The 21,960-nt window shown below is 60.8% G+C and carries 19 protein-coding genes and 1 tRNA gene; 10 read left to right on the top strand and 10 right to left on the bottom strand.

Going from position 1 to position 21,960, the window contains the following annotated elements:
• Nucleotides 1-105 precede the first annotated feature (105 nt).
• Nucleotides 106-1,026 (bottom strand): IS1595 family transposase, encoded by a 921-nt coding sequence (locus C3Y92_RS15985; RefSeq protein WP_129348462.1) that lies wholly within the window; start codon nucleotides 1,024-1,026, stop codon nucleotides 106-108.
• A gap of 145 nt (nucleotides 1,027-1,171) precedes the next feature.
• On the opposite strand from C3Y92_RS15985, the gene C3Y92_RS15980 reads away from it, so the two are divergent.
• Nucleotides 1,172-1,495 carry a helix-turn-helix domain-containing protein gene (locus C3Y92_RS15980; protein ID WP_129354195.1) on the top strand — a complete coding sequence of 108 codons (324 nt, stop codon included), beginning with the start codon at nucleotides 1,172-1,174 and terminating at the stop codon, nucleotides 1,493-1,495.
• 5 nt (nucleotides 1,496-1,500) lie between these two features.
• On the opposite strand, the gene C3Y92_RS15975 is transcribed toward C3Y92_RS15980, so the two are convergent.
• From C3Y92_RS15975 to C3Y92_RS15960, 3 genes are all read right to left on the bottom strand, one after another.
• A complete protein-coding gene (locus tag C3Y92_RS15975; protein ID WP_129354193.1) occupies nucleotides 1,501-1,896 on the bottom strand; it encodes a DUF6573 family protein in 396 nt (131 codons plus the stop codon).
• Complete coding sequence (locus C3Y92_RS15970; protein WP_129354191.1) at nucleotides 1,889-2,110, bottom strand: hypothetical protein; 222 nt, start codon at nucleotides 2,108-2,110, stop codon at nucleotides 1,889-1,891. The genes C3Y92_RS15975 and C3Y92_RS15970 overlap by 8 nt, the downstream gene beginning before the upstream one ends.
• A 1,047-nt stretch (nucleotides 2,111-3,157) precedes the next feature.
• Nucleotides 3,158-5,518 (bottom strand): methyl-accepting chemotaxis protein, encoded by a 2,361-nt coding sequence (locus C3Y92_RS15960; RefSeq protein ID WP_129354187.1) that lies wholly within the window; start codon nucleotides 5,516-5,518, stop codon nucleotides 3,158-3,160.
• Between the two features lie 684 nt (nucleotides 5,519-6,202).
• On the opposite strand from C3Y92_RS15960, the gene C3Y92_RS15955 reads away from it, so the two are divergent.
• The 7 genes from C3Y92_RS15955 (at nucleotide 6,203) to pheT (ending at nucleotide 13,139) form a co-directional block, all read left to right on the top strand.
• Nucleotides 6,203-6,277, top strand: a tRNA-Val gene (locus tag C3Y92_RS15955).
• A 73-nt stretch (nucleotides 6,278-6,350) separates the two neighbouring features.
• The gene (gene thrS / locus C3Y92_RS15950; RefSeq protein WP_129354184.1) at nucleotides 6,351-8,294 is read left to right on the top strand and encodes a threonine--tRNA ligase; all 1,944 of its coding nucleotides are present in this window, start codon (nucleotides 6,351-6,353) and stop codon (nucleotides 8,292-8,294) included.
• Nucleotides 8,275-8,817, top strand: coding sequence for a translation initiation factor IF-3 (infC, locus tag C3Y92_RS15945; RefSeq protein WP_165352170.1), 543 nt, complete (start codon nucleotides 8,275-8,277; stop codon nucleotides 8,815-8,817). Before thrS ends, infC begins: the two co-directional genes overlap by 20 nt.
• Before the next feature lie 26 nt (nucleotides 8,818-8,843).
• Complete coding sequence (gene rpmI / locus C3Y92_RS15940) at nucleotides 8,844-9,041, top strand: 50S ribosomal protein L35 (RefSeq protein ID WP_006918489.1); 198 nt, start codon at nucleotides 8,844-8,846, stop codon at nucleotides 9,039-9,041.
• 138 nt (nucleotides 9,042-9,179) lie between these two features.
• Nucleotides 9,180-9,533 (top strand): 50S ribosomal protein L20, encoded by a 354-nt coding sequence (gene rplT / locus C3Y92_RS15935; protein ID WP_015859782.1) that lies wholly within the window; start codon nucleotides 9,180-9,182, stop codon nucleotides 9,531-9,533.
• Nucleotides 9,534-10,577 (top strand): phenylalanine--tRNA ligase subunit alpha, encoded by a 1,044-nt coding sequence (pheS, locus tag C3Y92_RS15930; RefSeq protein ID WP_129354180.1) that lies wholly within the window; start codon nucleotides 9,534-9,536, stop codon nucleotides 10,575-10,577.
• Nucleotides 10,578-10,733: 156 nt separating this feature from the next.
• Nucleotides 10,734-13,139: a phenylalanine--tRNA ligase subunit beta gene (pheT, locus tag C3Y92_RS15925; RefSeq protein WP_129354178.1), complete on the top strand. Its 2,406-nt coding sequence runs from the start codon at nucleotides 10,734-10,736 to the stop codon at nucleotides 13,137-13,139.
• Nucleotides 13,140-13,423: 284 nt separating this feature from the next.
• Here the strand turns inward: pheT and C3Y92_RS15920 are convergent, their stop codons facing one another.
• From C3Y92_RS15920 to C3Y92_RS15900, 5 genes are all read right to left on the bottom strand, one after another.
• A complete protein-coding gene (locus tag C3Y92_RS15920) occupies nucleotides 13,424-14,479 on the bottom strand; it encodes an acyltransferase family protein (RefSeq protein ID WP_129354176.1) in 1,056 nt (351 codons plus the stop codon).
• 222 nt (nucleotides 14,480-14,701) lie between these two features.
• The gene (locus C3Y92_RS15915; protein ID WP_129354174.1) at nucleotides 14,702-15,166 is read right to left on the bottom strand and encodes a periplasmic heavy metal sensor; all 465 of its coding nucleotides are present in this window, start codon (nucleotides 15,164-15,166) and stop codon (nucleotides 14,702-14,704) included.
• Between the two features lie 10 nt (nucleotides 15,167-15,176).
• Nucleotides 15,177-15,650, bottom strand: a complete 474-nt coding sequence (locus C3Y92_RS15910) for a hypothetical protein (RefSeq protein ID WP_129354172.1) — start codon at nucleotides 15,648-15,650, stop codon at nucleotides 15,177-15,179.
• Nucleotides 15,647-16,276 (bottom strand): sigma-70 family RNA polymerase sigma factor, encoded by a 630-nt coding sequence (locus C3Y92_RS15905; RefSeq protein WP_235669514.1) that lies wholly within the window; start codon nucleotides 16,274-16,276, stop codon nucleotides 15,647-15,649. The genes C3Y92_RS15910 and C3Y92_RS15905 overlap by 4 nt, the downstream gene beginning before the upstream one ends.
• Before the next feature lie 100 nt (nucleotides 16,277-16,376).
• Nucleotides 16,377-16,682 (bottom strand): cysteine rich repeat-containing protein, encoded by a 306-nt coding sequence (locus C3Y92_RS15900; protein WP_129354168.1) that lies wholly within the window; start codon nucleotides 16,680-16,682, stop codon nucleotides 16,377-16,379.
• Between the two features lie 528 nt (nucleotides 16,683-17,210).
• Here C3Y92_RS15900 and C3Y92_RS15895 point away from each other — a divergent pair.
• Together C3Y92_RS15895 and C3Y92_RS15890 are read left to right on the top strand one after the other, a co-directional pair.
• The gene (locus C3Y92_RS15895; RefSeq protein ID WP_129354166.1) at nucleotides 17,211-17,537 is read left to right on the top strand and encodes a MerR family transcriptional regulator; all 327 of its coding nucleotides are present in this window, start codon (nucleotides 17,211-17,213) and stop codon (nucleotides 17,535-17,537) included.
• A 341-nt stretch (nucleotides 17,538-17,878) separates the two neighbouring features.
• Nucleotides 17,879-20,059 carry a glutamine synthetase III family protein gene (locus C3Y92_RS15890; RefSeq protein WP_129354164.1) on the top strand — a complete coding sequence of 727 codons (2,181 nt, stop codon included), beginning with the start codon at nucleotides 17,879-17,881 and terminating at the stop codon, nucleotides 20,057-20,059.
• 105 nt (nucleotides 20,060-20,164) lie between these two features.
• Here the strand turns inward: C3Y92_RS15890 and C3Y92_RS15885 are convergent, their stop codons facing one another.
• Nucleotides 20,165-21,943 carry a methyl-accepting chemotaxis protein gene (locus tag C3Y92_RS15885; RefSeq protein WP_129354162.1) on the bottom strand — a complete coding sequence of 593 codons (1,779 nt, stop codon included), beginning with the start codon at nucleotides 21,941-21,943 and terminating at the stop codon, nucleotides 20,165-20,167.
• Nucleotides 21,944-21,960: the final 17 nt, after the last annotated feature.

The raw sequence follows: 21,960 nt of genomic DNA, 5'->3' as shown, positions 1-21,960 counted from the left end.
ACCCACCAGTTCTCAGATTTCCATAGACAGACAGCTGATTGCTGAGACAAAAGCTACGAAAATGTAGGTTGTGAAAAAATCCAGTTTACTGGAACTATTACGTGGCTATCCCCTCAACTCAGCATAGGTTATGGGGCCTGACCGTGAGCAGGCCAGCAGCAGGCGATCAAAAGCTTGGCCTGGCCAGAAACGACGATTGAAACGATAGCAGAATTCGTCAAGATAACGTTGAAGATGTTTCTTCTGAACCCCGTGATATGTGCCCAGTATGAAAGCTTTTGCGTTGGATACTAGAATGTTGACCCACTTCAAAACGTCATACCGAGGAGCGCCGTGCTTGGGGTAGACGATCTGCTTGTCATGGGTCAGTCCGATGTCCTTGACGACGTTGTAGGCTGGAAACCCATCGGAGCGAACCGTTTGACCAGGAGCAACATGCACCCCCAGGACAGACTTGATTGAGTCGCTTTCGACGTCTTCGACAACTTCCATTTTTGCGAAGGTGATGGCTTCGTCTTTCACGGCGGCCATGACGATTACGGGAACCTTGTCAGTACCTCGCCCGCGCTTGTCGCCACCTTTGCTAACTCCGCCTTTGAAAAAGGCATCATCGACCTGGATGAGTCCAGCCAATTGGTAACCGGCGTCGCGGGTTTCCATCGCTTTGCGAATCTTATGCAGCATGGTCCATGCACACTTGAGGCCGATATCGATCTTTCGCGACAGGGCCAGAGCCGAGAGGCCGCGTTTATCAGTGCTGACGAGGAAAATTGCCCAGAACCATTTGACCAGCGGTGTCCTGGTCCGGTGCATAATTGTTCCAGCAGTGAGCGACGTTTGATGCCTACACTCAACACATTGAAACAGCGTGCGATTTTCTATGCGATACGACTCTTGACAGCCACACTTTGGGCATCGAAAGCCTTCCGGCCAACGCAAGGTGAAGAGTCGCTCCCGGCAAGCCTCTTCCGTGGAGAACTGTTTCTGGAAAGAAATGAGGTCCATCTGGCTGTAGGGCTTGGGCATAAAAACCTCCACAATCAGCTGATTTCACACTAATTATGTCATAATTGCTGAGTGAAGGCAATAGCCACGTAGGCAATTAAACCAGCCGATCATTTGTTATGCAACCGGAATCATTGCCATATCCTCTACGCTGCGGAGGAGTGGCATGGACACCGTACAAGATCTTTTCGGGAAGAAAATCAAAGCGATCCGTCGCGCCAGAGACATTACCCAGGAAAAGCTGGCCGACTTGTCCGGTCTGTCCCTCCAGTACATCGGAGAGATCGAACGTGGCCGGCGCAATCCGTCCCTGACCAGCATCGAGCAGCTGTCCCAAGCCCTGGACATCCCCATGGCGGAACTGTTCAGTCTGGAGGAGTTCCGGTTGGCACCGGAGGAGCTACGAGCGATCCTGATGCGGCAGATTGAATCAGCGGATGAAGATCGGCTGCGTACCTTTTTCAGCATGGCCCAGGTCATCTTTCGATAAGGGCCTCAGTCATCCTCGGGTAGCATGATCGTTAGGACTGGAATGACACCATCGTCACCGGGGCCAATATGGGCGATAACTTGGACGGTTTCAGTTCGTCCTGGCTCCATCAGGAAATCCACTTTGAAGTACACCCGATCTGCCCCTTTGCTGGACCGGGCGGCGAACAGGGCCAGTGTCAGCAGATCATGGAGCCGTCCAGCCCTGGATTGACCGAAACCCCCGTCCAATCCGGTAGGAACTTCAACGTATCGGTGGTAGAGATTATCGGTAATTACCGTAGGGACTTTGAACCCGTGGGCTTTGGCAGTGTCGGTGACGTCGATGAGGACGCCGTCGGCGATGGCCTGTGCCCTGGTGTAGCTGTAGATGACGTTGCCAAAAGCTTTATCGTTACTCATCTGAGCTACCTCCGCTTTGTATGTCTAAAATGGCATCAAGACGTTGACGGAAGTTTTTGCACAGTGTGATCCCAACATCGGCGTATGAGCGCGTTAGATGACCGTATATTTCAACAGAACTTGTATCCATTATTTTGAAGAGCTGTTCAATCGGACGAAATGCATTGACTATTTCGTCCTTGATTTGAAGAAGATCATGATCTTTCTGGCCCATATGGCCTCCTTTGCTTTTTAAGTAGAAGGATAGCCTGGACCAGTTGGGTGGTCACGGGGCAGGATAGTTTAAGCTGGACAAAGCCCTATGGAAATCGGACGTTGGGTGTAGGACGCGATTTCCTGGGATTTGGGCCCGGGGGGATAGAAAGGGGCGGGTGCCGGGGAAAAGGCCCAGGAACGGGCTGGTAGAGAGCAGGGGAGGGGTGTCCGGGGGGAAAGACCAGGTCCCAATATCCCCCGGAGATTGCTTCAGCTGTTTGCTGAGAAAAAAAATAGGAAAATATAGGTAGTTGGAAAGTCCAGTTTACTGGAATTTTTGATTTTCTGCTGATGGGTTGAAAGTTCGGCTATTTGGGGCTGTATGTCATTTCGAACCAAAAACGCTGGTGTCGGATCGCAGGATCCTGTGAATTTTCAGCCTCTGGTAATGACCAACGAGACTGAAACTGGCCTGTTTCTGGTCCTGGGATGGGGTAGGGCGGCTTAGCAATGTTAAACAGCCGTAATACAAGATATTTCCCAAATACGAAATTTTTCTCGTTTTTGACTGGACTGAAAAGCAATTATTGGGCGAGTCCCAAAGTTTTACAAGATTTAAGCATTTCTCTCTGGTGGAGTAGTTCTTGGATCTTTATGAGCCTATCGAAAATTTTAGGCAATATGGTGTCTATCCCTGAGTTTACAAACTCAGTGTAAATATGTTCAACAAAGTTTATGTCTAAATAAAAAATCTTGAGCAGCTTTTCCCTGCTATACATATTCAGGAAACTTTCGATCTCTTCAAAGTTGATTGCTAACAATTCAGAATAATACATGACGAGTAGAACCTTTCGTTCAAAAGAGGACGGATATGTTTCGCCGAGAATGCCGTTTGATATAAATCTAAGATCTTTGTAGGGCATATTTTTTCTGAGGGTTGGGGGGTGAGCTCACATAAATTTCATGTAATATGAACTCACCCCAGTTAATCTTAGAAGACGCTTCTGCTGACGATGTGCACTAACGGATTGGACCGTAGCTTGGCATGATTGAGGAATATTTACAATTACCCTCTCCCTAATGCAAGGGTTTTCTTGCCGGCAGGAAGTTCTTTAGTGCCAGATCCTCCGTCCGATTTCATCTCGTCAATGAGTCGCTTAAGGACTTGAGCTTGGTCAGCTAACTCAGCTACTGCCTGCGCAGATTGTCTCATGCCATCAGCCGTTTCAGATGAAATCCGATTCACAGATTCAATGCTACGATTAATTTCTTCGCTAGTAGCCGATTGCTGTTCAGAAGCTGTAGCAATAGAACGGACTTGATCTGTAGTTTTTTCAGCCAAAGTGACAATTTGTTTTAAAGCTTCGCCAGAATTAGTGGCGAGGTTTGTAACCTCTTCAATGTTTTTCCCGGTGCGCTCAACGTTTTCAATGTTCGTCTTTGTTCCAGCTTGGATGTCCCGGATCGCGTTGCCGACTTCCTTGGTGGCGGTCATGGTCTTCTCAGCAAGTTTCCGGACCTCGTCAGCAACAACCGCAAATCCTCGTCCGGCGTCACCAGCACGAGCAGCTTCAATGGCGGCATTCAGGGCCAGAAGGTTGGTCTGGTCAGCGATATCGGAGATGACGTTTAAAATCTGACCGATTCCTTCAGCTTGTTTCCCAAGGTTGCCCATATCCGTTTTCATCGCTTGGGATTGGAGTTGAACCTGTTCAATCCCATGGATTACCTGCCCGACCATCTTAGCGCCTTCTTCAGCTTTAATTTTTGCCTCATCAGCGGTGCCAGCAGCATTAGAAGCATTTTTAGCAACCTCGAGAACCGTTGCGTTCATTTCTTCCATTGCAGTTGCAGTTTCAGCTATGCTTCGAGCTTGTTCTTCTGACCCGTGACTCGATTGTTCAATTTGAGCAGAAAGTTGTTCAGAAGCAGAAGTGACAATCTCCACGACAGCTTCAAGTTGTCGTGCTGCTTGAAGTATGCCCTCTGCTTTAGCTTTGTCAGCCTGTTCTTTGGCTTCTACAAATTCTGTCTTGTCAAGCCAAACTGACACCGTGCCAAGGAGTTCTCCATTCGCATCGAAAAACGGGGCAGAGGAGATAGTCACATGCTTGGTTTTACCTGCTCGCGACTGTATCGTTGAGTCTTCAAATAGAATTTGTTTTTCACGAAGACTACGAGACGACAAAGTATCTTTCCCCTTGACGCCAAATATAAATTCTCCAGATTGAGTCCCTAAATAATCATTTGGATTACCTGGGATATCAATTAAATCAAGCATTGCCTGATTTGTATAAATGGTTGTGTCGTGAGGAGAAAAAACAGAAAATGGTGCAGCGACGCCGCGCATGACACCTGTAGAAAATGCTAACTCTTTGCGCAAGTTGTATACCATTGAACGCATTCCGTCCGCGAGAACACCTAATTCATCTTTACGAAACACTTGCAATTGTTCATCAAATTTTCCTTCCGACACTTTTTTGGTAAACTCTGCTGTCTGTCGAAGTGGATCGGCAAGAGACTTTGCAAAAAGTATTGATAATACAATCACAAGCAGCAACACAACTATAGCAGTGAACAAGATTGACTTTTGTATACTGCTCTGGAGACTGTCGAAGTTTACTCGATTCTTGCCAACGAACAGCATCCCATCTATTTTCCCGTTGACACCTCTGAGTGGCCAATATGCGGTCGTATATTTCGTTCCCATTATAGTGTTCTGTGAAACAAAAACTTCCCCATTTTCTAGGACTGCTTTCAGAATAGCAGGATTTTCAATCTTTGTGCCAATGGCACGTTTGCCCTCATTGACAACTGTGGTTGCCACTCGAGTGTCACCGTCAAAAACGGTAACCTCGAGACCTGTAATTTCTTTGATGAGGTCTACATACTTGTCACTGGCAAGGGCGTTGCCCATGGATATCGCCCCAATAATTATTCCATTTTGCTTGAGAGGGTACGTTGCTCGATTTGCAAATTTTACAAGCGATCCACGTACAATTCCGTAGCTTTGGCGACCATTCAGAGCGTCGTCTATTTCTACGCGTTTACTTATGTTGTCACCGGTCTTGTCATCGTGACCACGGGCAATAACAACCCCACTCGCATTGCAGATCACAGCGTTGTCTAAACCCATTGTTTTCATATAGCGAGTAAGTATTTCTTTGCTCGCCACGGCGTCTTTACTGGCCAATGATTCTACAAGACGTGTGTCAGTTGCTGCAATCTCTACTTTGTGATATAAGGATTTTTTATCTGATTCTATTTTGCTTTCTACGATATTTTTCCCCCGCTCTACTTCTGCATTTGCTTCAATGTTGAAATTTTTAAAAGAATAATAGTTTGATACAAAAAAAATAGCAGTACTCGTAACAATTGCAACGGCTATCATCACAATAAGAATTCGGGCAAAGATATTTAATCTCATGAATTTCACTCGCTGATGTGAGTTCGTATTTTAGGGTCGTCCACCTGGACTCCATCTCACATGTGACAGCAATCCGGTTTTGTATATGAAAATTTTCAGCTTTGACCTGCCGGGTTTTTTCGGACCAATCAATTCTTGAGGGTGGCCTGATCGGGTTCCGGTTGTGGACGGTCCATCTACAATCTGCTAGGAAAGCTGTTGCATTGAGATAATCTGCCGCTAAACCAACCAGAACCGGCGCTTCAAGAGCTTTGTCCAGATGCGCATGTCGCTGAATTTCATGACTTTTCCTTTGTCTTGTGGGGTTGCTTGAAGTTGCAAGATCTTCCACTGTTAAAAATAGTATATGGGTAAAGTTATGATTGTTGCATTTGCGAGAGTGTGTCAACCGATGGGAAGACGTTAACACCTTTCTTAGTCCAAGGGCAAGTAGGGTAGTGCTTTGAAAAATCCGAAATCATTAGTCAGTTTTGATATAAGTTAAATTTAACATAAGTGCAAACAGGACTTTTCCCAAACTTTCCCCTTGACCTCCCCGGCCAGAAACCGTACTTACCCACCTCGCCAACACGGTGCCAACAAGCGCCAACGGGTTGGTCCCCGAAAAAATCTGGGAAACGGAAAATTCGGGGTTGACAAGGGGAAGATTTCGGAATAGTTATCCCCTTCCCTGCTTATGAAAATAGGAGCGTAGCTCAGGGGGAGAGCACTTGCTTGACACGCAAGGGGTCGGGAGTTCAAATCTCCCCGTTCCTACCACGAAACTCCAGGGAGGCTTTGGCCTCCCTTTTTTTTAGATGATGACGGGGCTACCGCCCCCGGAGAAGGCGACGTGCAGGTCACAATCGAGGATCAATCCCTGGAGGCGGCGGCCGGCGAAGCTTGCGGCCAAGTCCTTTCCCGTGCCGTTTCCGGCAAGCGCCTGAAAAACGCCGTGGCTTGCTTGGTGGACGGGCAGCCTCGCGATCTCGCTTTTCCGCTGCCTGAAGACGCCCATGAGCTGGCCCTTGTCGCCGCCGACTCGCCCATGGGGTTGTCCATCATCCGCCACTCGGCCGCTCACATCATGGCCGAGGCCGTCAAGACGCTTTTTCCGTCCGTCCAGGTCACCATCGGCCCGGCCATCGAAAACGGCTTCTACTACGATTTCGCCTACGAGCGTCCGTTTACTCCGGACGATCTGGAGGCCATTGAGGCGGAGATGCAAAAAAGCATTGCCGCCAATCAGCCGTTTGCCTGCACCTATGTGCCCAAGGCCGACGCTAAGGCGCTTTTCGCCGCCCAGGGCGAGAGCTACAAGCTCGAGATCATGGACGAGAACATCGTCGGCGACACCGTGTCCCTGTATCGGCACGGCACGTTCACTGACCTGTGCCGCGGTCCCCATGTGCCGACCACCGGTCTAGTGCGGGCCGTGAAGCTTTTGTCCGTGGCCGGAGCCTACTGGCGCGGCGACGAAAAGCGGCCCATGCTCCAGCGCATCTACGGCACGGCCTTTGCCTCCGAAGCCGACCTCAAGACCTATCTGCGCCACCTCGAAGAGGCCAAAAAACGCGACCACCGCAAACTCGGCGCGCAGCTGGACCTGTTCAGTTTCTCCGAGGAAGTGGGCGCGGGCATGTGCATCTGGCACCCCAAGGGTGAGCTGATCCGCACCATCATTGAGGATTTCGAGCGCCGCGAGCATCTGCGCCGGGGCTATGATCTGGTGCGCGGCCCGCTGATCCTGCGTCGGGAGCTTTGGGAGCGGTCGGGGCATTACGACAACTACCGCGAGAACATGTATTTCACCGAGATCGACGAGCAGGCCTACGGCATCAAGCCCATGAACTGCCTGTCGCACATGCTCATTTATAAATCCAGGGTGCGCAGCTACCGCGATCTGCCCCAGCGCTACTTCGAGCTGGGCGTGGTGCATCGCCACGAGAAGTCCGGCGTGCTCCATGGCCTGTTGCGCGTGCGCCAGTTCACCCAGGACGACGCCCACATTTTGTGCCGCCCGGATCAGCTGCAAGAGGAAATCACCGGCGTCGTGCGCTTCGTGCAGGACGTGGTCGGGCTTTTCGGCTTCGATTTCGAGGCCGAACTGTCCACCCGGCCGGAGAAGTCCATCGGCTCCGACGAGGACTGGGACCGCGCCACCAAGGCCCTGGTCGACGCCATGGAATCCATCGGGTTGCCCTATGAAGTCAACGAAGGCGACGGGGCGTTTTACGGGCCGAAGATTGACATCAAGCTCAAGGATGCTTTAGACCGCCGTTGGCAATGCGCCACGCTCCAGTGCGACTTCACCTTGCCGGAGCGCTTCGATCTCGTCTATATGGATGCTGACGGGGAGCGCAAGCGGCCGGTGATGTTGCATCGCGTCATTTTGGGCGCGGTGGAGCGGTTCCTCGGCGTGCTCATCGAGCACACCGCCGGGGCGTTGCCGACCTGGCTTTCGCCGGTGCAGGCTCGTATCCTCATCGTCACCGACGCCCAGAAAGAATTTGCCGAACAGGCCCAGGCCCGGCTCAAAGAGGCCGGCATCCGGGTCGAACTCGACGATCGTAACGAGAAACTGGGCTTCAAGGTTCGCGAGGCCCAGGTGGAGAAGATCCCCTACATGCTCGTGGCAGGGGACAAGGAAAAGGAACTCGGCGGCCTGAATGTGCGCCTGCGCTCCGGGGAAAATCTTGGCGTCAAGACCCTGGACGAAGTGGCGCTCATGATCACGGCCGACTGCCAAGAACCATTCAAGCGTGGAGGGATGCGCTATAACTTCTGCTCCCAGTAGTGATCCTCGGTGTAATCACCGGATCCGCGCCCGCGAGGTGCGGGTGATTGCCGACGACGGCTCGCAGGTGGGTATCATCCCGACCAGCGAGGCGTTGCGCATGGCCCAGGAAAAGGGCCTGGACCTCGTCGAGGTCGCGCCCAATGCCGAGCCCCCCGTCTGCCGGATCATGGATTTCGGGCGTTTCAAGTATCAGCAGCAAAAAAAGCTGCAAGAGGCCCGGAAAAAGGCGACCACGGTTCAGCTCAAGGAAATTAAAGTCCGGCCCAAGACCGACGAGCACGACTACCAGACCAAGCTCAAGCACATTCGCCGCTTCATCGAGGACGGCGACCGCTGCAAGGTCACGGTGTTCTTTCGCGGACGCGAAATCGTGCATAAAGATCGCGGCCTGACCATCCTGACTCGCGTGGTTGCCGACCTTGGCGAATTGATCAAGGTGGAGCAGGAGCCTCGTACCGAGGGACGCATGATGACCATGCTGCTGGCCCCGCAAGTCAAGAAACCGACCGTGCCCGCGTAAGCCGGCGCGACACCAAGGAGTCCGTCATGCCCAAGATGAAGACCAACCGCAGCGCCGCCAAGCGCTTCGGCAAGACCGGTTCCGGCAAGTTCACCCGCCGCCGCCAGAACCTGCGTCATATCCTGACCAAGAAAAGCGCCAAACGCACCCGTCGTCTGGGTCAGGGCGCCCTGGTCGATTCCGCCAACGTCAAGGCCGTCAGCCGCCTGCTGCCCTACGCCTAGACCGAGCGGCCTTAAACGATACCGCCGTATCGCTTAAGTTAACATTCTCGCTGTTTGTCCTGGCCTGCGCGCGAGCGCCGGCCGGGCGCGGCAGGCGGCCCCCAACGGGGCCGTTTATACGATTCAAGGAGCTGCCCCATGCGCGTGAAACGCGGTCAAGCCGCCCATAAGCGGCACAAGAAATTTTTGAAGATGGCCAAGGGCTACGTCGGTGCCCGCAGCAAGCTGTACGAAACCGCACGCGAAGTCGCCGAACGCTCGCTCGTTTACGCCTACCGCGACCGCAAGCAGCGCAAGCGCCAGATGCGCAAGCTCTGGATCCTGCGCATCAACGCCGCCGCCCGCGAAAACGGCTTGTCCTACAGCGTGTTCATGCACGGGCTGACCGTCGCCGGCGTTGAGCTCGACCGCAAGGTGCTGGCCGACATGGCCGTTCGCGAAAAGGACAGCTTCCAGAAGCTGGCGGAGCTCGTCAAATCCAAGGTGGCCTAAGTGTCCGGACTTTCGCTCGTCGCCGAGCTCGAAGGCCTGGTCGAGGCGTGCGCCGCACGCCTCGACCGGGCCTTGGCGCTTGAAGAGCTCGAAGCCGCCCGGGTCGAATTCCTCGGCCGCAAGGGGCAGCTCGCCGCCGTCATGTCCCGCCTGCCGGGGCTCGATCCCGACGCCCGCCGCGAGGCCGGCAAGGCCGCCAACGCCGTCAAGGAGCGCCTCACCGCCCTTTACGACGCCCGGCTGGCCGACCTCAACCGGGCCGCCATGGACGTCGCCCTGGCCGGATTCGATCCCACCGTGCCGGGCTACGCCCCGGCCGCCGGCAGCCTCCACCCCGTGACCCTGGTCACGGCCGAGATCTGCAAGGCGCTGGAGGAGCTTGGCTTTTCTATCGTCACCGGCCCCGAGATCGAGACCGATTACTACAACTTCGAGGCCCTCAACATGCCCCCCGAGCACCCCGCCCGGGACATGCAGGACACCCTCTACATATCCGACTCCATTGTGCTGCGCACCCACACCTCGCCCTTGCAGATCCGCACCATGCTGGCCCGGAAGCCGCCGGTCGCGGTCATCGCCCCGGGCAAGGTCTACCGCCGCGACTCCGACCTCACCCATACCCCGATGTTCCACCAGATCGAGGGGCTGTTGGTCGACGAGGGCGTGTCCATGGCCGATCTGCGCGGCACGCTGACCGCTTTCGTGCGCCGCATCTTCGGCCCCAAGACCAACGTGCGCTTCCGGCCGAGCTTTTTCCCCTTCACCGAACCCAGCGCCGAGGTGGACATTTCCTGCGTCCTGTGCGGCGGCAAGGGCTCGACTGCGGCCGGCCCCTGCCGGGTGTGCAAGGGCACCGGGTTCGTCGAGATCCTGGGCTGCGGCATGGTCGATCCCAACGTGTTCGACGCCGTGGGCTACGACACCGAGCGCTACACCGGCTTTGCCTTCGGCATGGGCGTGGAGCGCGTGACCATGCTCAAGTACGGCATCGGCGATCTGCGCATGTTTTTTGAAAACGACATCCGCTTTTTGAGTCAGTTTTAATCAGGGGCCTTCCCTGTCTCGCCGGGGTTCCGCCGGTCCCGCCTTCTCCAGGCCAAACGGCCGCAGGCAGCGATTTCGGAGGAGGGCGGGGCGCCGTCGGAACCCCTTTTCAAGAGCGGGGGACAACTTCCCCCCGGCCGCCGGAGGCATATTACCATGCTGCTCAGTCTGTCCTGGCTTCGCGAATTGACCCCGTATCAGGGCACGGCCCAGGAATTGGCCGACCGCCTGACCATGCTCGGCCTCGAAATCGAGGACATTTTCAACCCCTTCGAAGCCATCATGGGCGTGGTCGTCGGCCGGGTGCTTACCCGGGAAGCCCATCCCGATTCCGACCACCTGTCCTTGTGCACCGTGGACGTCGGCGGCGAGTCGCCCCTGCCCATCGTCTGCGGCGCGGCCAACGTGGCCGCCGGCCAGCTCGTGCCCGTGGCCACGGTGGGCGTTTCCCTGCCGGGCGGGCTGACCATCAAGAAAAGCAAGATTCGCGGCCAAGTCTCCGAAGGCATGATCTGTTCGGAATCCGAGCTGGGCCTGGCCGAGGAAAAAAGCCCGGGCATCATGGTCCTGCCGGAATCCTGCAAGGTCGGCACGCCGCTGCCCGAAGCGCTTTCCCTGGACACCTGCGTCCTGGACGTCTCCATCACGCCCAACCGGGCCGACTGCCTGTCCGTGCTCGGCATCGCCCGGGAAACGGCCATGGCCTTTGACCTGCCCCTGACCCTGCCCGAAGTCGCCTACGCCGAATCCGGCCCCGAGGCGGCCAAGGAACTGGCCATCGACATCGAGGACCCGGACCAGTGCCCGGTCTATCGGGCCAAGATCATTGCCGGCGTCACGGTCGCTCCTTCGCCCGACCGCATCCGCTGGCGGCTGACCGCCATCGGCCAGCGCCCGATTTCCAACATCGTCGACGCCACCAACTACGTGCTTTTTGAGCTCGGCCAGCCGCTGCACGCCTTTGACCGGGCCAAACTCGCCGGCAACGTCATCAAGGTGCGAAACGCCGCCGAGGGCGAGGCCATCGTCACCCTGGACGGCCAGGAGCGCAAATTGACCGCCCGCGACCTGCTCATCTGCGACGCCGACAAGCCCGTTGCCCTGGCCGGGGTCATGGGCGGGGCTAACAGCGAGATGGCCGTCGGCAGCACCGACGTGGTGCTGGAATGCGCCGTGTTCCGTCCCGGGACCATCCGCAAGACCGCCCGCCGTCTGGCCCTGCCCAGCGAAGCCTCCTACCGGTTCGAGCGCGGCGTGGATCAGGTCGGCTCGGTCTATGCCTTAAACCGCGCCGTGTCGCTCATGCTCGAAACCGCCGGCGGCACGGCCCTGCCCGGCGTGGCCATGGCCGAACCCAAGCCGTTCACTCCGCGCGGCATCGGCTTCCGTCCGGCCCGGGCCACCATGCTGCTGGGCGAAGACATGCCCGAGGATTTCTGCCGCAAGGTGCTCACGGGCCTTGGCTGCCAGCTGTCCGAGACCGATCCTTCGGGCGTTATTGCCGTGACCCCGCCGTCCCACCGCCTGGATCTGGAGCGCGAGGCCGATCTTATCGAGGAAGTGGGGCGGGTGTACGGCCTGGACCGCATCGCGCCGCGTCTGCCCCGGGTGTCCAAGGCCCTGGACGACGTGCCGGCCGAGTCCGAGTTCGGCTTCTGGTCGCGGGTGCGGACCTTTGCCGTGGGCCTGGGGCTGCGCGAGGCCGTCAATTATAGCTTTGTCGGCCATGCCGATCTCGACATCCTGTGCCTGGACGCCGCCTGCCGCGTGTCCGTGGCCAACCCCTTGTCCGAAGACCAGAACGTCATGCGGCCCATGCTGGCCCCGGGACTGCTGGCCACGGTGCGCCACAACCTGTCCCACGGTAACGCCAACCTGCGCCTTTTCGAGGTCGCCCGGGTGTTCGCCGCCGACGCCGCGTCCGAGACCTCGGCCCGGGAGGCCGGACGGCTCGGCATTGCGCTGCACGGCCTGCGCCACCCCGACGGCTGGCCCTGGCCCAAGGACGAGCTGGCCGGCTACGGCGACATCAAGGGCATCGTCGAGGCGCTGATTGCCCATTTCAAGCTGCCGGCCGGCGTCTACGAACGCGACGACAGCCTGCCCTGGCTGGCCCCCCAGGTTGTGGTGACCGTGGGCGGCAAGCGCCTGGGCGTCATCGGCCAGGTGACGCCGGAAGTGGCCGACGCCTACCACGCCCGCCATGCCCTGTGGCTGGCCGAGCTCGACCTGGACGCTTTGCGCGCCCTGGCCGATAGTGTTACGCGGGGCTTTAAGACCCTGCCGAGCTTCCCGCCGGTGCGCCGCGACGTGACCCTGGCCGCTCCGGCCGGGGTGGCCGTGGGCGACGTGTTGGCCGCCATCGCCGAGGCCAAGGCGGCTATCTTCGAGGACGTGCTGTTGATCGACGCCTTTACCCCCGAGGGAACCGACGAGCGCCGCCTGACCTTCCGACTGACCTACCGTCACCCGGAAAAGACCCTCAAGGACAAGGAAGTGGACAAGGTCCACGAGGGGCTGGTTGCCGCCGTTCTGGCCAAGCTGCCGGTGACGCGGCCGTAACGGGTTTCCTCGTTCTGGCGGCGGCGGACCGCGTTCGCCAAGGCGCGGGGGCGTGGCTTGCGGCCGTGTCGTGAGCGTTGCCGCGGAGGATGGGGACGGTGTCCCCTACGTCGAGGCTTTCTCCAAAAAATGAGCGCCCGCTCCGCAGGACCCTGCGGGGCGGGCGTTTTGTTTTGCCCTCTGGGAGAGCCTGTCGCAACGATGGGGAGGATTACCGGACCCCGATGCAATTTCTTGTACAAAGCGCCCTGAAAATACCGATCGCAGTTTTTAGGGGCGTAACACTAGCGTGTGCTTGGCGCGGCGTCGCTGCCGGGCTTGAAGCGGAACATGGGCCGTCGCGACAACCAGGCCGCCGAGGATTCGGCCAGTTGGCAGAACACCAGAAAGGCCGGCGCAGCCAGGGCGCACCAGACAAGTCCGGTCCTGGTCCAAGGGTTGAACCCCAGACGCGCCATGGCCCAGAAGTAATTGGGTTCGAAGAGATAGAGCGCGTAGGAATTGCGCCCCAAAAATGCCAGCCCCCGCGTCCAGGGCAGTTGCGCCTTGCCGGAGAGCAAAACGACCGTGAAAGCCGTGCAAAGCGCGGCCAGGCCCAGGCCGGCGAGGCTGGCGGCAAGCTGGCCCTTGGGCCCCCCGAGCAGCACAAGTCCGGGCAGCAGGCCGGCCAGGGCCAGCAGGCCCAAGGCCTTGGCCCGAAGCGGGGCCGTTGCCGGCCGGGTTTGGGAGCCGGCAACAGGAAGAAACGCCAGGGCCATGCCGATGCCGAAAAAGCCGATGTGGCCAAGAACGATGTTCCGGTAGCTGATGGTGTTGGACAAAACGATGGCCCGGATGTCCTCGGGAAGCGCCGTGGCCCCGGCCGTGGCTGCGGCGAGCAGCCCAAAAAGGCTCAGGGAAAACCGCCAGGGTCCGGCTCGTCTCAGGAAGCGGTACAGCAGCGGCGCGGCAACGGCGCAGTGGATGATGGCGCTGACAAACCAATAGGGCGCTTTGATGGCGGAAAACGCCCATAGATCAGGAGCGGTTTTGGTCGATGCCCAGATGCCGCACAGCGCCAGCCAGTAGAGCGGATAGAGGCGGAAGAATCTGTCGCCATAATACCGGCGCAACGAAAAATTCCCGCCGGCATGGCGCTTTTCGAGTGACCAGGCATTGCCGTAGCCGCTGGCGATGAAAAAAAGCGCCACCGCCGCGTTTCCCGCATGTCCGAAACTGTCGTGGCTGACGATGAAATTCGTCAGAAAGTGCGAGAGAAGCACAATGAGGATGGCAATGCCGCGCAGCGCCGTTGTTGTATCCCGGGCGACGGGCGTGGGCTGTGGGAGAGATGGATTCATGCTGGATTGAGGTTCTCGCGGAGCGGCAAGCAGGGGGCAGGATATGGCGGACGCCTTGCGTCATGGCAGATTCTTCCCATTTTGGCAAACAACCAAAGGGAGCTGCCAGGGCGGGGTGGGCGCATGCCGCCCAAACAACACGGCCCGCGCCGTCGCTGTTTCGGGAGGGCGCGGGCCGTGGCGCAAGAGGGGTGTCGCGTTCACCTCCTCGTTGTCGCCCGGCTAGTCCTTGGCCGGCTTGCCGAACCGGCCGGCGATGAGTTTGCGGCGGCCTTCGGGGGAGACTTGCCCCAGGGCGTCCACCAGGGTGTCGCTGAAATCGGCGGCAAAGCTGTCCCAGGCGGCTTTCCAGGCCAAAAGCGCCTGGCCGGTGGCTTTCTTGTCGTACGGGTCGGCCACCACTTGGCGTACCAGCTCGGCCCTGGCCGCGCCGAGTTGTTGTCGGGTTTTGGCAAAGCGTTGCGCGTCGCGGGCGATGACGTCCTTGAAGGCCTTGGCTTCGCCTGCCGGCAGCACGGCTTCGGCCCGGCTCGTCAGGCGAGAGAGCATGTTGGCCCCGTCCAGGCGTTCGACCCGGCCGTAGAGCAGCCGGCCGCCGATGACCGCGACCAAAAACAAATTCAGGAGCAGCGAGCAGGGCAGGACGAAGCGCCGCCAGCCGCTCGGGGGATTGGGTGTGACGTCCATGGCGGCCTCGTTATTCGATAAAAACGGCAAGGGGCGTGGGTTGCATAAGCGACACCAGCGCGTCGCCATCGGGTTGGGCCACGGTGAGCGCGCCGACCAGCAGCCCGGCCATGACCGCGACGCCGCCGGCCGTGGCCAGCCCGGCCAGACGCGGCAGGCCAGGCAGCCGGTCGGCCAGCCGGGCCAGCCAGCCGGCCCAGGGCGCAGTCGTCGCCAGGGACGTCGCGGCAATGCGCCCGGCGACGCCCCGGCGAAGCCGGGCCACGGCCGCGTCCTCGGCCCCCGGGGGCAAAAGCGTTTCGAGGGCGCGGCGGCTGCCGGCCATAAGCGCCGCGTCCAGGCGGGCGGCCTCGGCCAGCCGGGCGCGGGCCTGGGCCGAGGCGGCGGCCAGGGCCCGGGCCTCGTCCCGGAAGATTTCGGGCCAGCGGCCGATATCGCCGCCGTAGCTGTCGGCCAGGGCGGCAAAGCGCGACAGGGGCATCATGGCGGACCTCCTTGGCCGGCCGCGTCGGCCAGCCGGGTGCGCAAAAACTGGCGGCCCCGGGCCAGCAGCCGTTCCACGGCCTTGGCCGAAACGCCCAGGGCCTTGGCCGCTTCGGCCCCGGACAGGCCTTCCTCGTAGACCAGGGCCAGGGCCGTGCGTTGCCGGTCCGGCAGTTCGGCCAGGGCGGCGGCCATGGCCCTGGCCTGCTGGCCGGCAACGAGACGTTCCTCCGCGCCGGCGGCCGGATCGGCCGGATCGAACCCGTCGGGCAGGGCCTCGGGCCGCGCCCGACGCTGGTGGTCGCGGCAGAGGTTGGCCACGATGCGATACAACCAGGTGGTCAGCCGGGCACGCTGCGGATCGAAGCGGCCGATGGCCTTCCAGGCCCGCACAAAGGCTTCCTGGGCTAGATCCTCGGCAACGGTCGCGTCGCGGGTCAGCCGGGTGGCCACCCGCAGGGCAAAAGCCCCGTGGCGCAGGACCAGGGCGTCGAAAGCCCGGCGGTCGCCGCTGCCGGCCCAGACGGCCAGGGCGTCGTCGTCGGCCCCGGCGTAGTCCCGGGCCGGCGGCGCGGCCGGGCGGCGGGGCAGCGGCAGCAAGCCGCCAAAGGGCCAGCATTTTTCCACGGTGCTTGTCCGGGCCTTGAGGTTGCGCTGGGGCGGGCCGTGTCCGGGTCGCCCCAGGCCGCCCGCGCCGGGCTTGCGGCCTTGCGTGGGCGGGTGCGTGTTACTGCTTGGCTCCGGCAGCCTGCTTGGCTGACTGGGCCGCCGTCAAGGCCTGCTTGCAGCCGGGCGAAAGCTTGTCGGCCTGCTGTTTGAGGCAGGCGACAATGCGTCCGCCGCCTGGCTGCACCTCGGAACACAGGGTTTTGTAGTCGCCTTTGCAGGCCTCCTTGAGCGCCTGGCCGGCGGCCGGGGCGGGCTGCTGGGCCGTAGCCGGCCCGGCGACGGTCAGGCAGCCGGCCAGGGCGACGGCGGCGGCCAGGGTTTTGGGCAGGCCGGCCAGGGCGCGGGCTTGGAAAACGATTGGCATGGGCATGTCCTCGTTTGGGTGCTTTATGGCCGCCACGGGGCGGTCTTTGGGGATGATACGGTCAGGCCGGGGAAATCCCCCGCCTGCTTTTGCGGTCATCTGGCGAAAGTCTGCGGCGGGCCGTTGGATGCCAGGCGGTGGGATGGGGCGGCGTACGCGGCTGGTCGCAGCGCATTGGGGGCTGCCCATCGGCTGGACGCAGGACCGTGCGCGCGCCTGGGGGGTGAGGCGCGGCGGCGCGTATCATGGGCAACGAGACGTTCGACGCCGAGCCGGTCCGGCTTCCCGACTTTCGGGTTCGTGACCGGGACGGCAGGCGCGCCGTCAAACCCCAAGCCACAAGCGAGGAAAACCATGATGCGACGCAAATTGACCTTGGCGGCCGAACCAGCCGTCCTGGTTTGCGGGCAGACGGGTGAAAGAACGTGACGGCCGGTCGCCATCGGCCTGGGGAGTCGTTTGCCAGTTCGGAAAGGTCAGGCTGGCCGGGCTTGACCCGGGGGCGGGCTTGGCGCATGTTGGCCGGGCATGAGCCAAAAGACCTACAAGATTGGTGAAGTCGCCGATATTACGGGGCTTAAGCCCTTTGTTCTGCGCTTTTGGGAGACGGAATTTCCTCAGCTCGTTCCGGTGCGCACCAAAAAAGGGCAGCGGCTTTACACCGACGAACATCTCTGTCTGCTATCGACCATCAAGACCCTTCTCTACGAAGAAAAACTCACCATCGACGGGGCGCGTCGCCGTCTGGCCGGCCCCGACCGCGAGGCGACGGTGCTGCGCCAGGTCTATGACGAGCTGCGGGACATCCGGCGTCTGCTCGACGACGGCGACCGGCCGCGTTTCGGGACGTCCTGAAGCCGATTGACACAATTGTTTCAATTGCGCGGCCGGGCGCAATCGCCGGTATGGCTGTCCTGGACGCTGCTTTTGGAGCGTTTTGGCTATGGACGGGGCTTGGGTTTTACATTATTGCTAGTTCGCGCGTCTGTGGATGGAGAGTGACCGCAGACGTGGCGAGAGGTGGAAATTTTCAGTCCGGACAGGGCATAAGATGAGGGAACGCCCTTTTCGGCAACGGGCCGCCCGACACGGCCCTGCCATATTGCCGGACCCAGGCGCGACATCGCGCCAAACCCGGCGGGCAGGCGCTCGGACGGCCTGACGTGTAACCCGCTTAACACATGCAAGAGGACTCTATGAGCGGAATCAAAGCTCGTCTGGACGCGATTTCGGCGATCATCGGCTATAAGCCGGCCCATGCCCCTCTCAATTTCAGCGAGACCAAGCCCACCGACGTGTTCGGCTGCAACGTCTTTAGCGACAAGGTCATGCGCGAGCGTCTGCCCAAGCATGTCTACAAATCGCTCAAAAAGACCATCGAGCTTGGCGAAAAGCTGGACGCCTCCATCGCCGACACCGTGGCCAACACCATGAAGGACTGGGCCATCGAGCGCGGGGCCACCCACTTCACCCACGTGTTCTATCCGCTCACCGGCCTGACCGCTGAAAAGCACGACTCCTTCCTGGTGCCCGACGGCAAGGGCGGCGCCATTGCCGAGTTCTCCGGCAAACTGCTGATCCAGGGCGAGCCCGACGCCTCGAGCTTCCCCTCCGGCGGCCTGCGCTCCACCTTTGAAGCCCGCGGCTACACTGCCTGGGACGTGACCAGCCCGGCCTACATCCTGGAAAATCCCAACGGCACCTTCCTGTGCATCCCCACCGCCTTCGTGTCCTGGACCGGCGAGGCCCTGGATAAGAAGACCCCGCTTTTGCGCTCCACCCAGGCGCTCAACAAGCAGGCCAAACGGGTGCTCCAGCTGTTCGGCGTCGAGACCAAGCTGCCCGTGGGTTCCTTTGCCGGCCCCGAGCAGGAGTACTTCCTCATTGACCGCAACTTCGTCTTCTCCCGCCCCGACCTGCTGATCGCCGGCCGGACCTTGTTCGGCGCCAAGCCGGCCAAGGGCCAGGAGTTCGAGGACCAATACTTCGGCGTCATCCCCCGCCGGGTGCTGTCCTTCATGATGGAAGTCGAGCGCGAGCTGTACAAGCTCGGCGTCCCGGTCAAGACCCGCCACAACGAAGTAGCCCCCAGCCAGTTCGAGATCGCCCCGATCTTCGAGACCGGCAACCTGGCCACCGACCACAATCAGATGGTCATGACGGTGCTTCGCACCGTGGCCAAGCGCTACGGCATGATCTGCCTGCTGCACGAAAAGCCCTTTGCCGGCATCAACGGCTCGGGCAAGCACCTCAACTACTCCATCGGCAACGCCGAACTCGGCAGCCTGTACGATCCGGGCGACACCCCGCATGAGAACGCCCAGTTCCTGGTCTTCTGCGCCGCCGCCATCCGCGCCGTCCACAAGTTCGGGGGGCTTTTGCGCGCCACCGTGGCCACGCCGTCCAACGACCATCGCCTGGGCGCCAACGAGGCCCCGCCGGCCATCATGTCCGTCTACCTCGGCGAGCAGCTCACCGACGTCTTCGAGCAGATCAAAAAGGGCAAGGTCGAAGGCTCCAAACAGAAGGGCGTCATGAGCGTCGGCGTCGACACCCTGCCGCCGCTGCCCATGGATCCGGGCGACCGCAACCGCACCAGCCCCTTTGCCTTCACTGGCAACCGCTTCGAGTTCCGCGCCGTGGGCTCCAGCCAGTCCATCGCCGGTTCCCAGGTGGCCCTTAACGCCATGATGGCCGAGTCCCTGGACTACATCGCCACCAAGCTCGAAGCCGCCACCGGCGGCGATCCGGCCAAGCTCAACGCGGCCGTGCAGAGCGTGATCCAGGAAATCATCAAGGAACACGACGCGGTCGTCTTCAACGGCGACGGCTACTCCGAGGAATGGCACGCCGAAGCGGCCAAGCGCGGCCTGCCCAACCTCAAGACCACGCCCGACGCCCTGCCGGTCATCTCCAGCCCCGAGGTGGTCAAGCTCTTCACCACCTACGGCATCTTCAGCGAGGCCGAACTGAAGTCCCGCGAGGAGATCTACCTCGAGCAGTACGTCAAGACCATCCAGACCGAAGCCAATCTGGTCGTGCGCATGGCCAAGACCATCATCTTCCCGGCCGCCATGCGCTACCAGAGCGAACTGGCCGCCGCTTGCGCCAACCTCAAGGCCATCGGCCACGACTACAAGATGGACACCCTGGAGTGCGTCACGGCCAAGCTGCGCGACCTCCAGACCAAAACCGCCGAGCTGGAAAAGATCATGGAGCACACGGCCGACGGCGCCCTGGCCGAAGCCAAGCACATGTGCTGCACGGTCCTGCCGGCCATGAACGAAGTGCGCGCCGTGGCCGACGCCCTGGAAGCCGTGGTGGCCGACGACCTGTGGTCGCTGCCGAGCTACCAGGAAATGCTGTTCATCCGCTAATTGCCAATCCTTCGGGATGGGAAAGGGCCGCTCCGGCAACGGAGCGGCCCTTTGTTGTTTGGCGCGGGCGCAGGCTGTTGTTGCGATGGCGCCGGCAAGCACCCCCTAGCCGGTGCGCTGCATGTTCTCCACCAGCTGTTGCAGGACGTGGGCCTGGCCGGCCAGCTCGCCCACGGCCCGGCTGGCCTGGCCCATGGCCTCGGCGGTCTCCTGGGAAATGCCGGCCAGTTCGCGCACAGCCTGGTCGATCTCCTCGCCCTCGGCGGCCTCCTTGCGAGAGGCTTCGGCGATGGCCTGGACCTGCTGGGAGGCCCGCTCGATCAGGGCTACGATGTCGGCCAGGGTGCGGCCCGAGGCGGCGGCCAGGTTGGTGGAGGCGTCGATGGCGGCCACGGCCTGGTCCACGCCGTCGATGGTGGTGCGCGCCCCGGCCTGGATGTCGCGCACGGCCACATCCACCTCGCGGGTGGCCACCATGGTCTTCTCGGCCAGCTTTCGCACTTCGTCGGCCACCACGGCAAATCCCCGGCCGGCGTCGCCGGCCCTGGCCGCCTCGATGGCGGCGTTTAAGGCCAGCAGGTTGGTCTGGTCGGCTATTTCACTGATGACGCCGATGACCCGGCCGATGCCCTCAGCGTGGCCGCCCAGGGCGGCCATATCCTGTTTGAGCCCCAGGGCCAGCTTTTGGGCCTTGTCGATGCCCGACACCACTTCCCCCACCACGTTTTCGCCTTCCAGGGCCTTGGACCGGGCGTCTTCGGCCGTACGGGCGGCCACGGAAGCGTTCTCGGCCACGCCGGCAATGGTGTGGGACATGACGTCCATGGCCGATTCGGTGCCGGACAAGCTGCGCGACTGTTTCTCCATGCCCTGGCGGGTCAGCTCGACTTGCCGGGCGAGCTGCTCCGAGGCCGAGGTGACCACGGCCACCACCTGCTCGATTTCCGAAGCGGCCTGGGCGATGCCGCGCCGGGTCGCCTCGACCGAGCCCTTGCGGGCTTCTTCCACGGCCTGGGCAGCGTGTCGGGCCTTTTGGGCGGCGGCGTCGGCCTCGTCGGTCTTTTGCCGGGCCTCGCCCAAGAGGCGGCGGATCTCGCCGGCCATGCGGGTCAGGGCCAGGCCGAGGGTGGCTAGTTCGCCGCAGCCGCGCCGGGGCGGCGGGCCGTCCAGATTGCCCCGGCTGATGTTGTCGGCAAAGGTGACGGCGGCGGCCAGAGGGCGGGTAATCATGCGGGTCAGGGCCGCGCCGAAGCCCAGGGCCAGAAGCGCGCCAGCGGCCATGCCGATGAGGATGTTGCGGGTGCTGGCGGCGGCCACGCTTTCGGCCGCGTCCACCACTTGCCGGGATTCGGCCACGGCGGCGGCGATGGCCTCGTCCAGGGCCGTTAGGACCGCAGCCTGGACGGCGCGCAGATCGGTTGCCGTGGCCAGCACGTCCATCATGGCCAGGATGTCGCTCTTATCCTTTTCCCATTCCCGAATTTTGCCCAGCAAGGCGTCGTTGCCCTTCTGCGCGGCGTCGAGCACGGTGCGCAAGGCGTCCAGGCGCTGCCGCTCGGCCGGGGCGTCGGCCAGTTCGACCGCCTCGGCCATGGCCCGGGCCATGGTCTCGCGAGCCTTGTCCATGACGCGCCCCTGTTCGGCGGCCACGGCCTTGTCAATGCCGGGAATGAGCAGGGTGCGCTGGGCGATGATGATTTCGCGCAGGCCCGCGCCGACGCGCATGAGCGCCGGGATGGCCGGCAAACGCCTGGCCACGATGTCGTCCATGGAGCCAGATGTCCGCGACAACCCCCTCCAGCCCACGGCGCCGACAGCCAGGGCAATGGCCGCCATCACCAGAAACGCCGTCATGATTCTCGTGCCGACGGACAAACCGTTCATTGGCGTCCTCCCGAACA

The sequence above is a fragment of the Solidesulfovibrio carbinolicus genome, assembly GCF_004135975.1.
Classification (GTDB): Bacteria; Desulfobacterota; Desulfovibrionia; order Desulfovibrionales; family Desulfovibrionaceae; genus Solidesulfovibrio; species Solidesulfovibrio carbinolicus.
The sequence above is the reverse complement of the archived record's forward strand: the minus strand, read 5'-3'. Positions and strand labels throughout refer to the sequence as shown.

Coding starts and splice junctions, on each gene's coding strand:
- C3Y92_RS15895 (WP_129354166.1), top strand. CDS start 17,211: ATGAGCCAAAAGACCTACAAGATTGGTGAAGTCGCCGATATTACGGGG.
- C3Y92_RS15915 (WP_129354174.1), bottom strand. CDS start 15,166: ATGGACGTCACACCCAATCCCCCGAGCGGCTGGCGGCGCTTCGTCCTG.
- C3Y92_RS15960 (WP_129354187.1), bottom strand. CDS start 5,518: ATGAGATTAAATATCTTTGCCCGAATTCTTATTGTGATGATAGCCGTT.
- C3Y92_RS15970 (WP_129354191.1), bottom strand. CDS start 2,110: ATGGGCCAGAAAGATCATGATCTTCTTCAAATCAAGGACGAAATAGTC.
- C3Y92_RS15900 (WP_129354168.1), bottom strand. CDS start 16,682: ATGCCAATCGTTTTCCAAGCCCGCGCCCTGGCCGGCCTGCCCAAAACC.
- rplT (WP_015859782.1), top strand. CDS start 9,180: ATGCGCGTGAAACGCGGTCAAGCCGCCCATAAGCGGCACAAGAAATTT.
- C3Y92_RS15985 (WP_129348462.1), bottom strand. CDS start 1,026: ATGCCCAAGCCCTACAGCCAGATGGACCTCATTTCTTTCCAGAAACAG.
- C3Y92_RS15885 (WP_129354162.1), bottom strand. CDS start 21,943: ATGAACGGTTTGTCCGTCGGCACGAGAATCATGACGGCGTTTCTGGTG.
- C3Y92_RS15920 (WP_129354176.1), bottom strand. CDS start 14,479: ATGAATCCATCTCTCCCACAGCCCACGCCCGTCGCCCGGGATACAACA.
- C3Y92_RS15975 (WP_129354193.1), bottom strand. CDS start 1,896: ATGAGTAACGATAAAGCTTTTGGCAACGTCATCTACAGCTACACCAGG.
- pheT (WP_129354178.1), top strand. CDS start 10,734: ATGCTGCTCAGTCTGTCCTGGCTTCGCGAATTGACCCCGTATCAGGGC.
- C3Y92_RS15890 (WP_129354164.1), top strand. CDS start 17,879: ATGAGCGGAATCAAAGCTCGTCTGGACGCGATTTCGGCGATCATCGGC.
- C3Y92_RS15980 (WP_129354195.1), top strand. CDS start 1,172: ATGGACACCGTACAAGATCTTTTCGGGAAGAAAATCAAAGCGATCCGT.
- C3Y92_RS15910 (WP_129354172.1), bottom strand. CDS start 15,650: ATGATGCCCCTGTCGCGCTTTGCCGCCCTGGCCGACAGCTACGGCGGC.
- rpmI (WP_006918489.1), top strand. CDS start 8,844: ATGCCCAAGATGAAGACCAACCGCAGCGCCGCCAAGCGCTTCGGCAAG.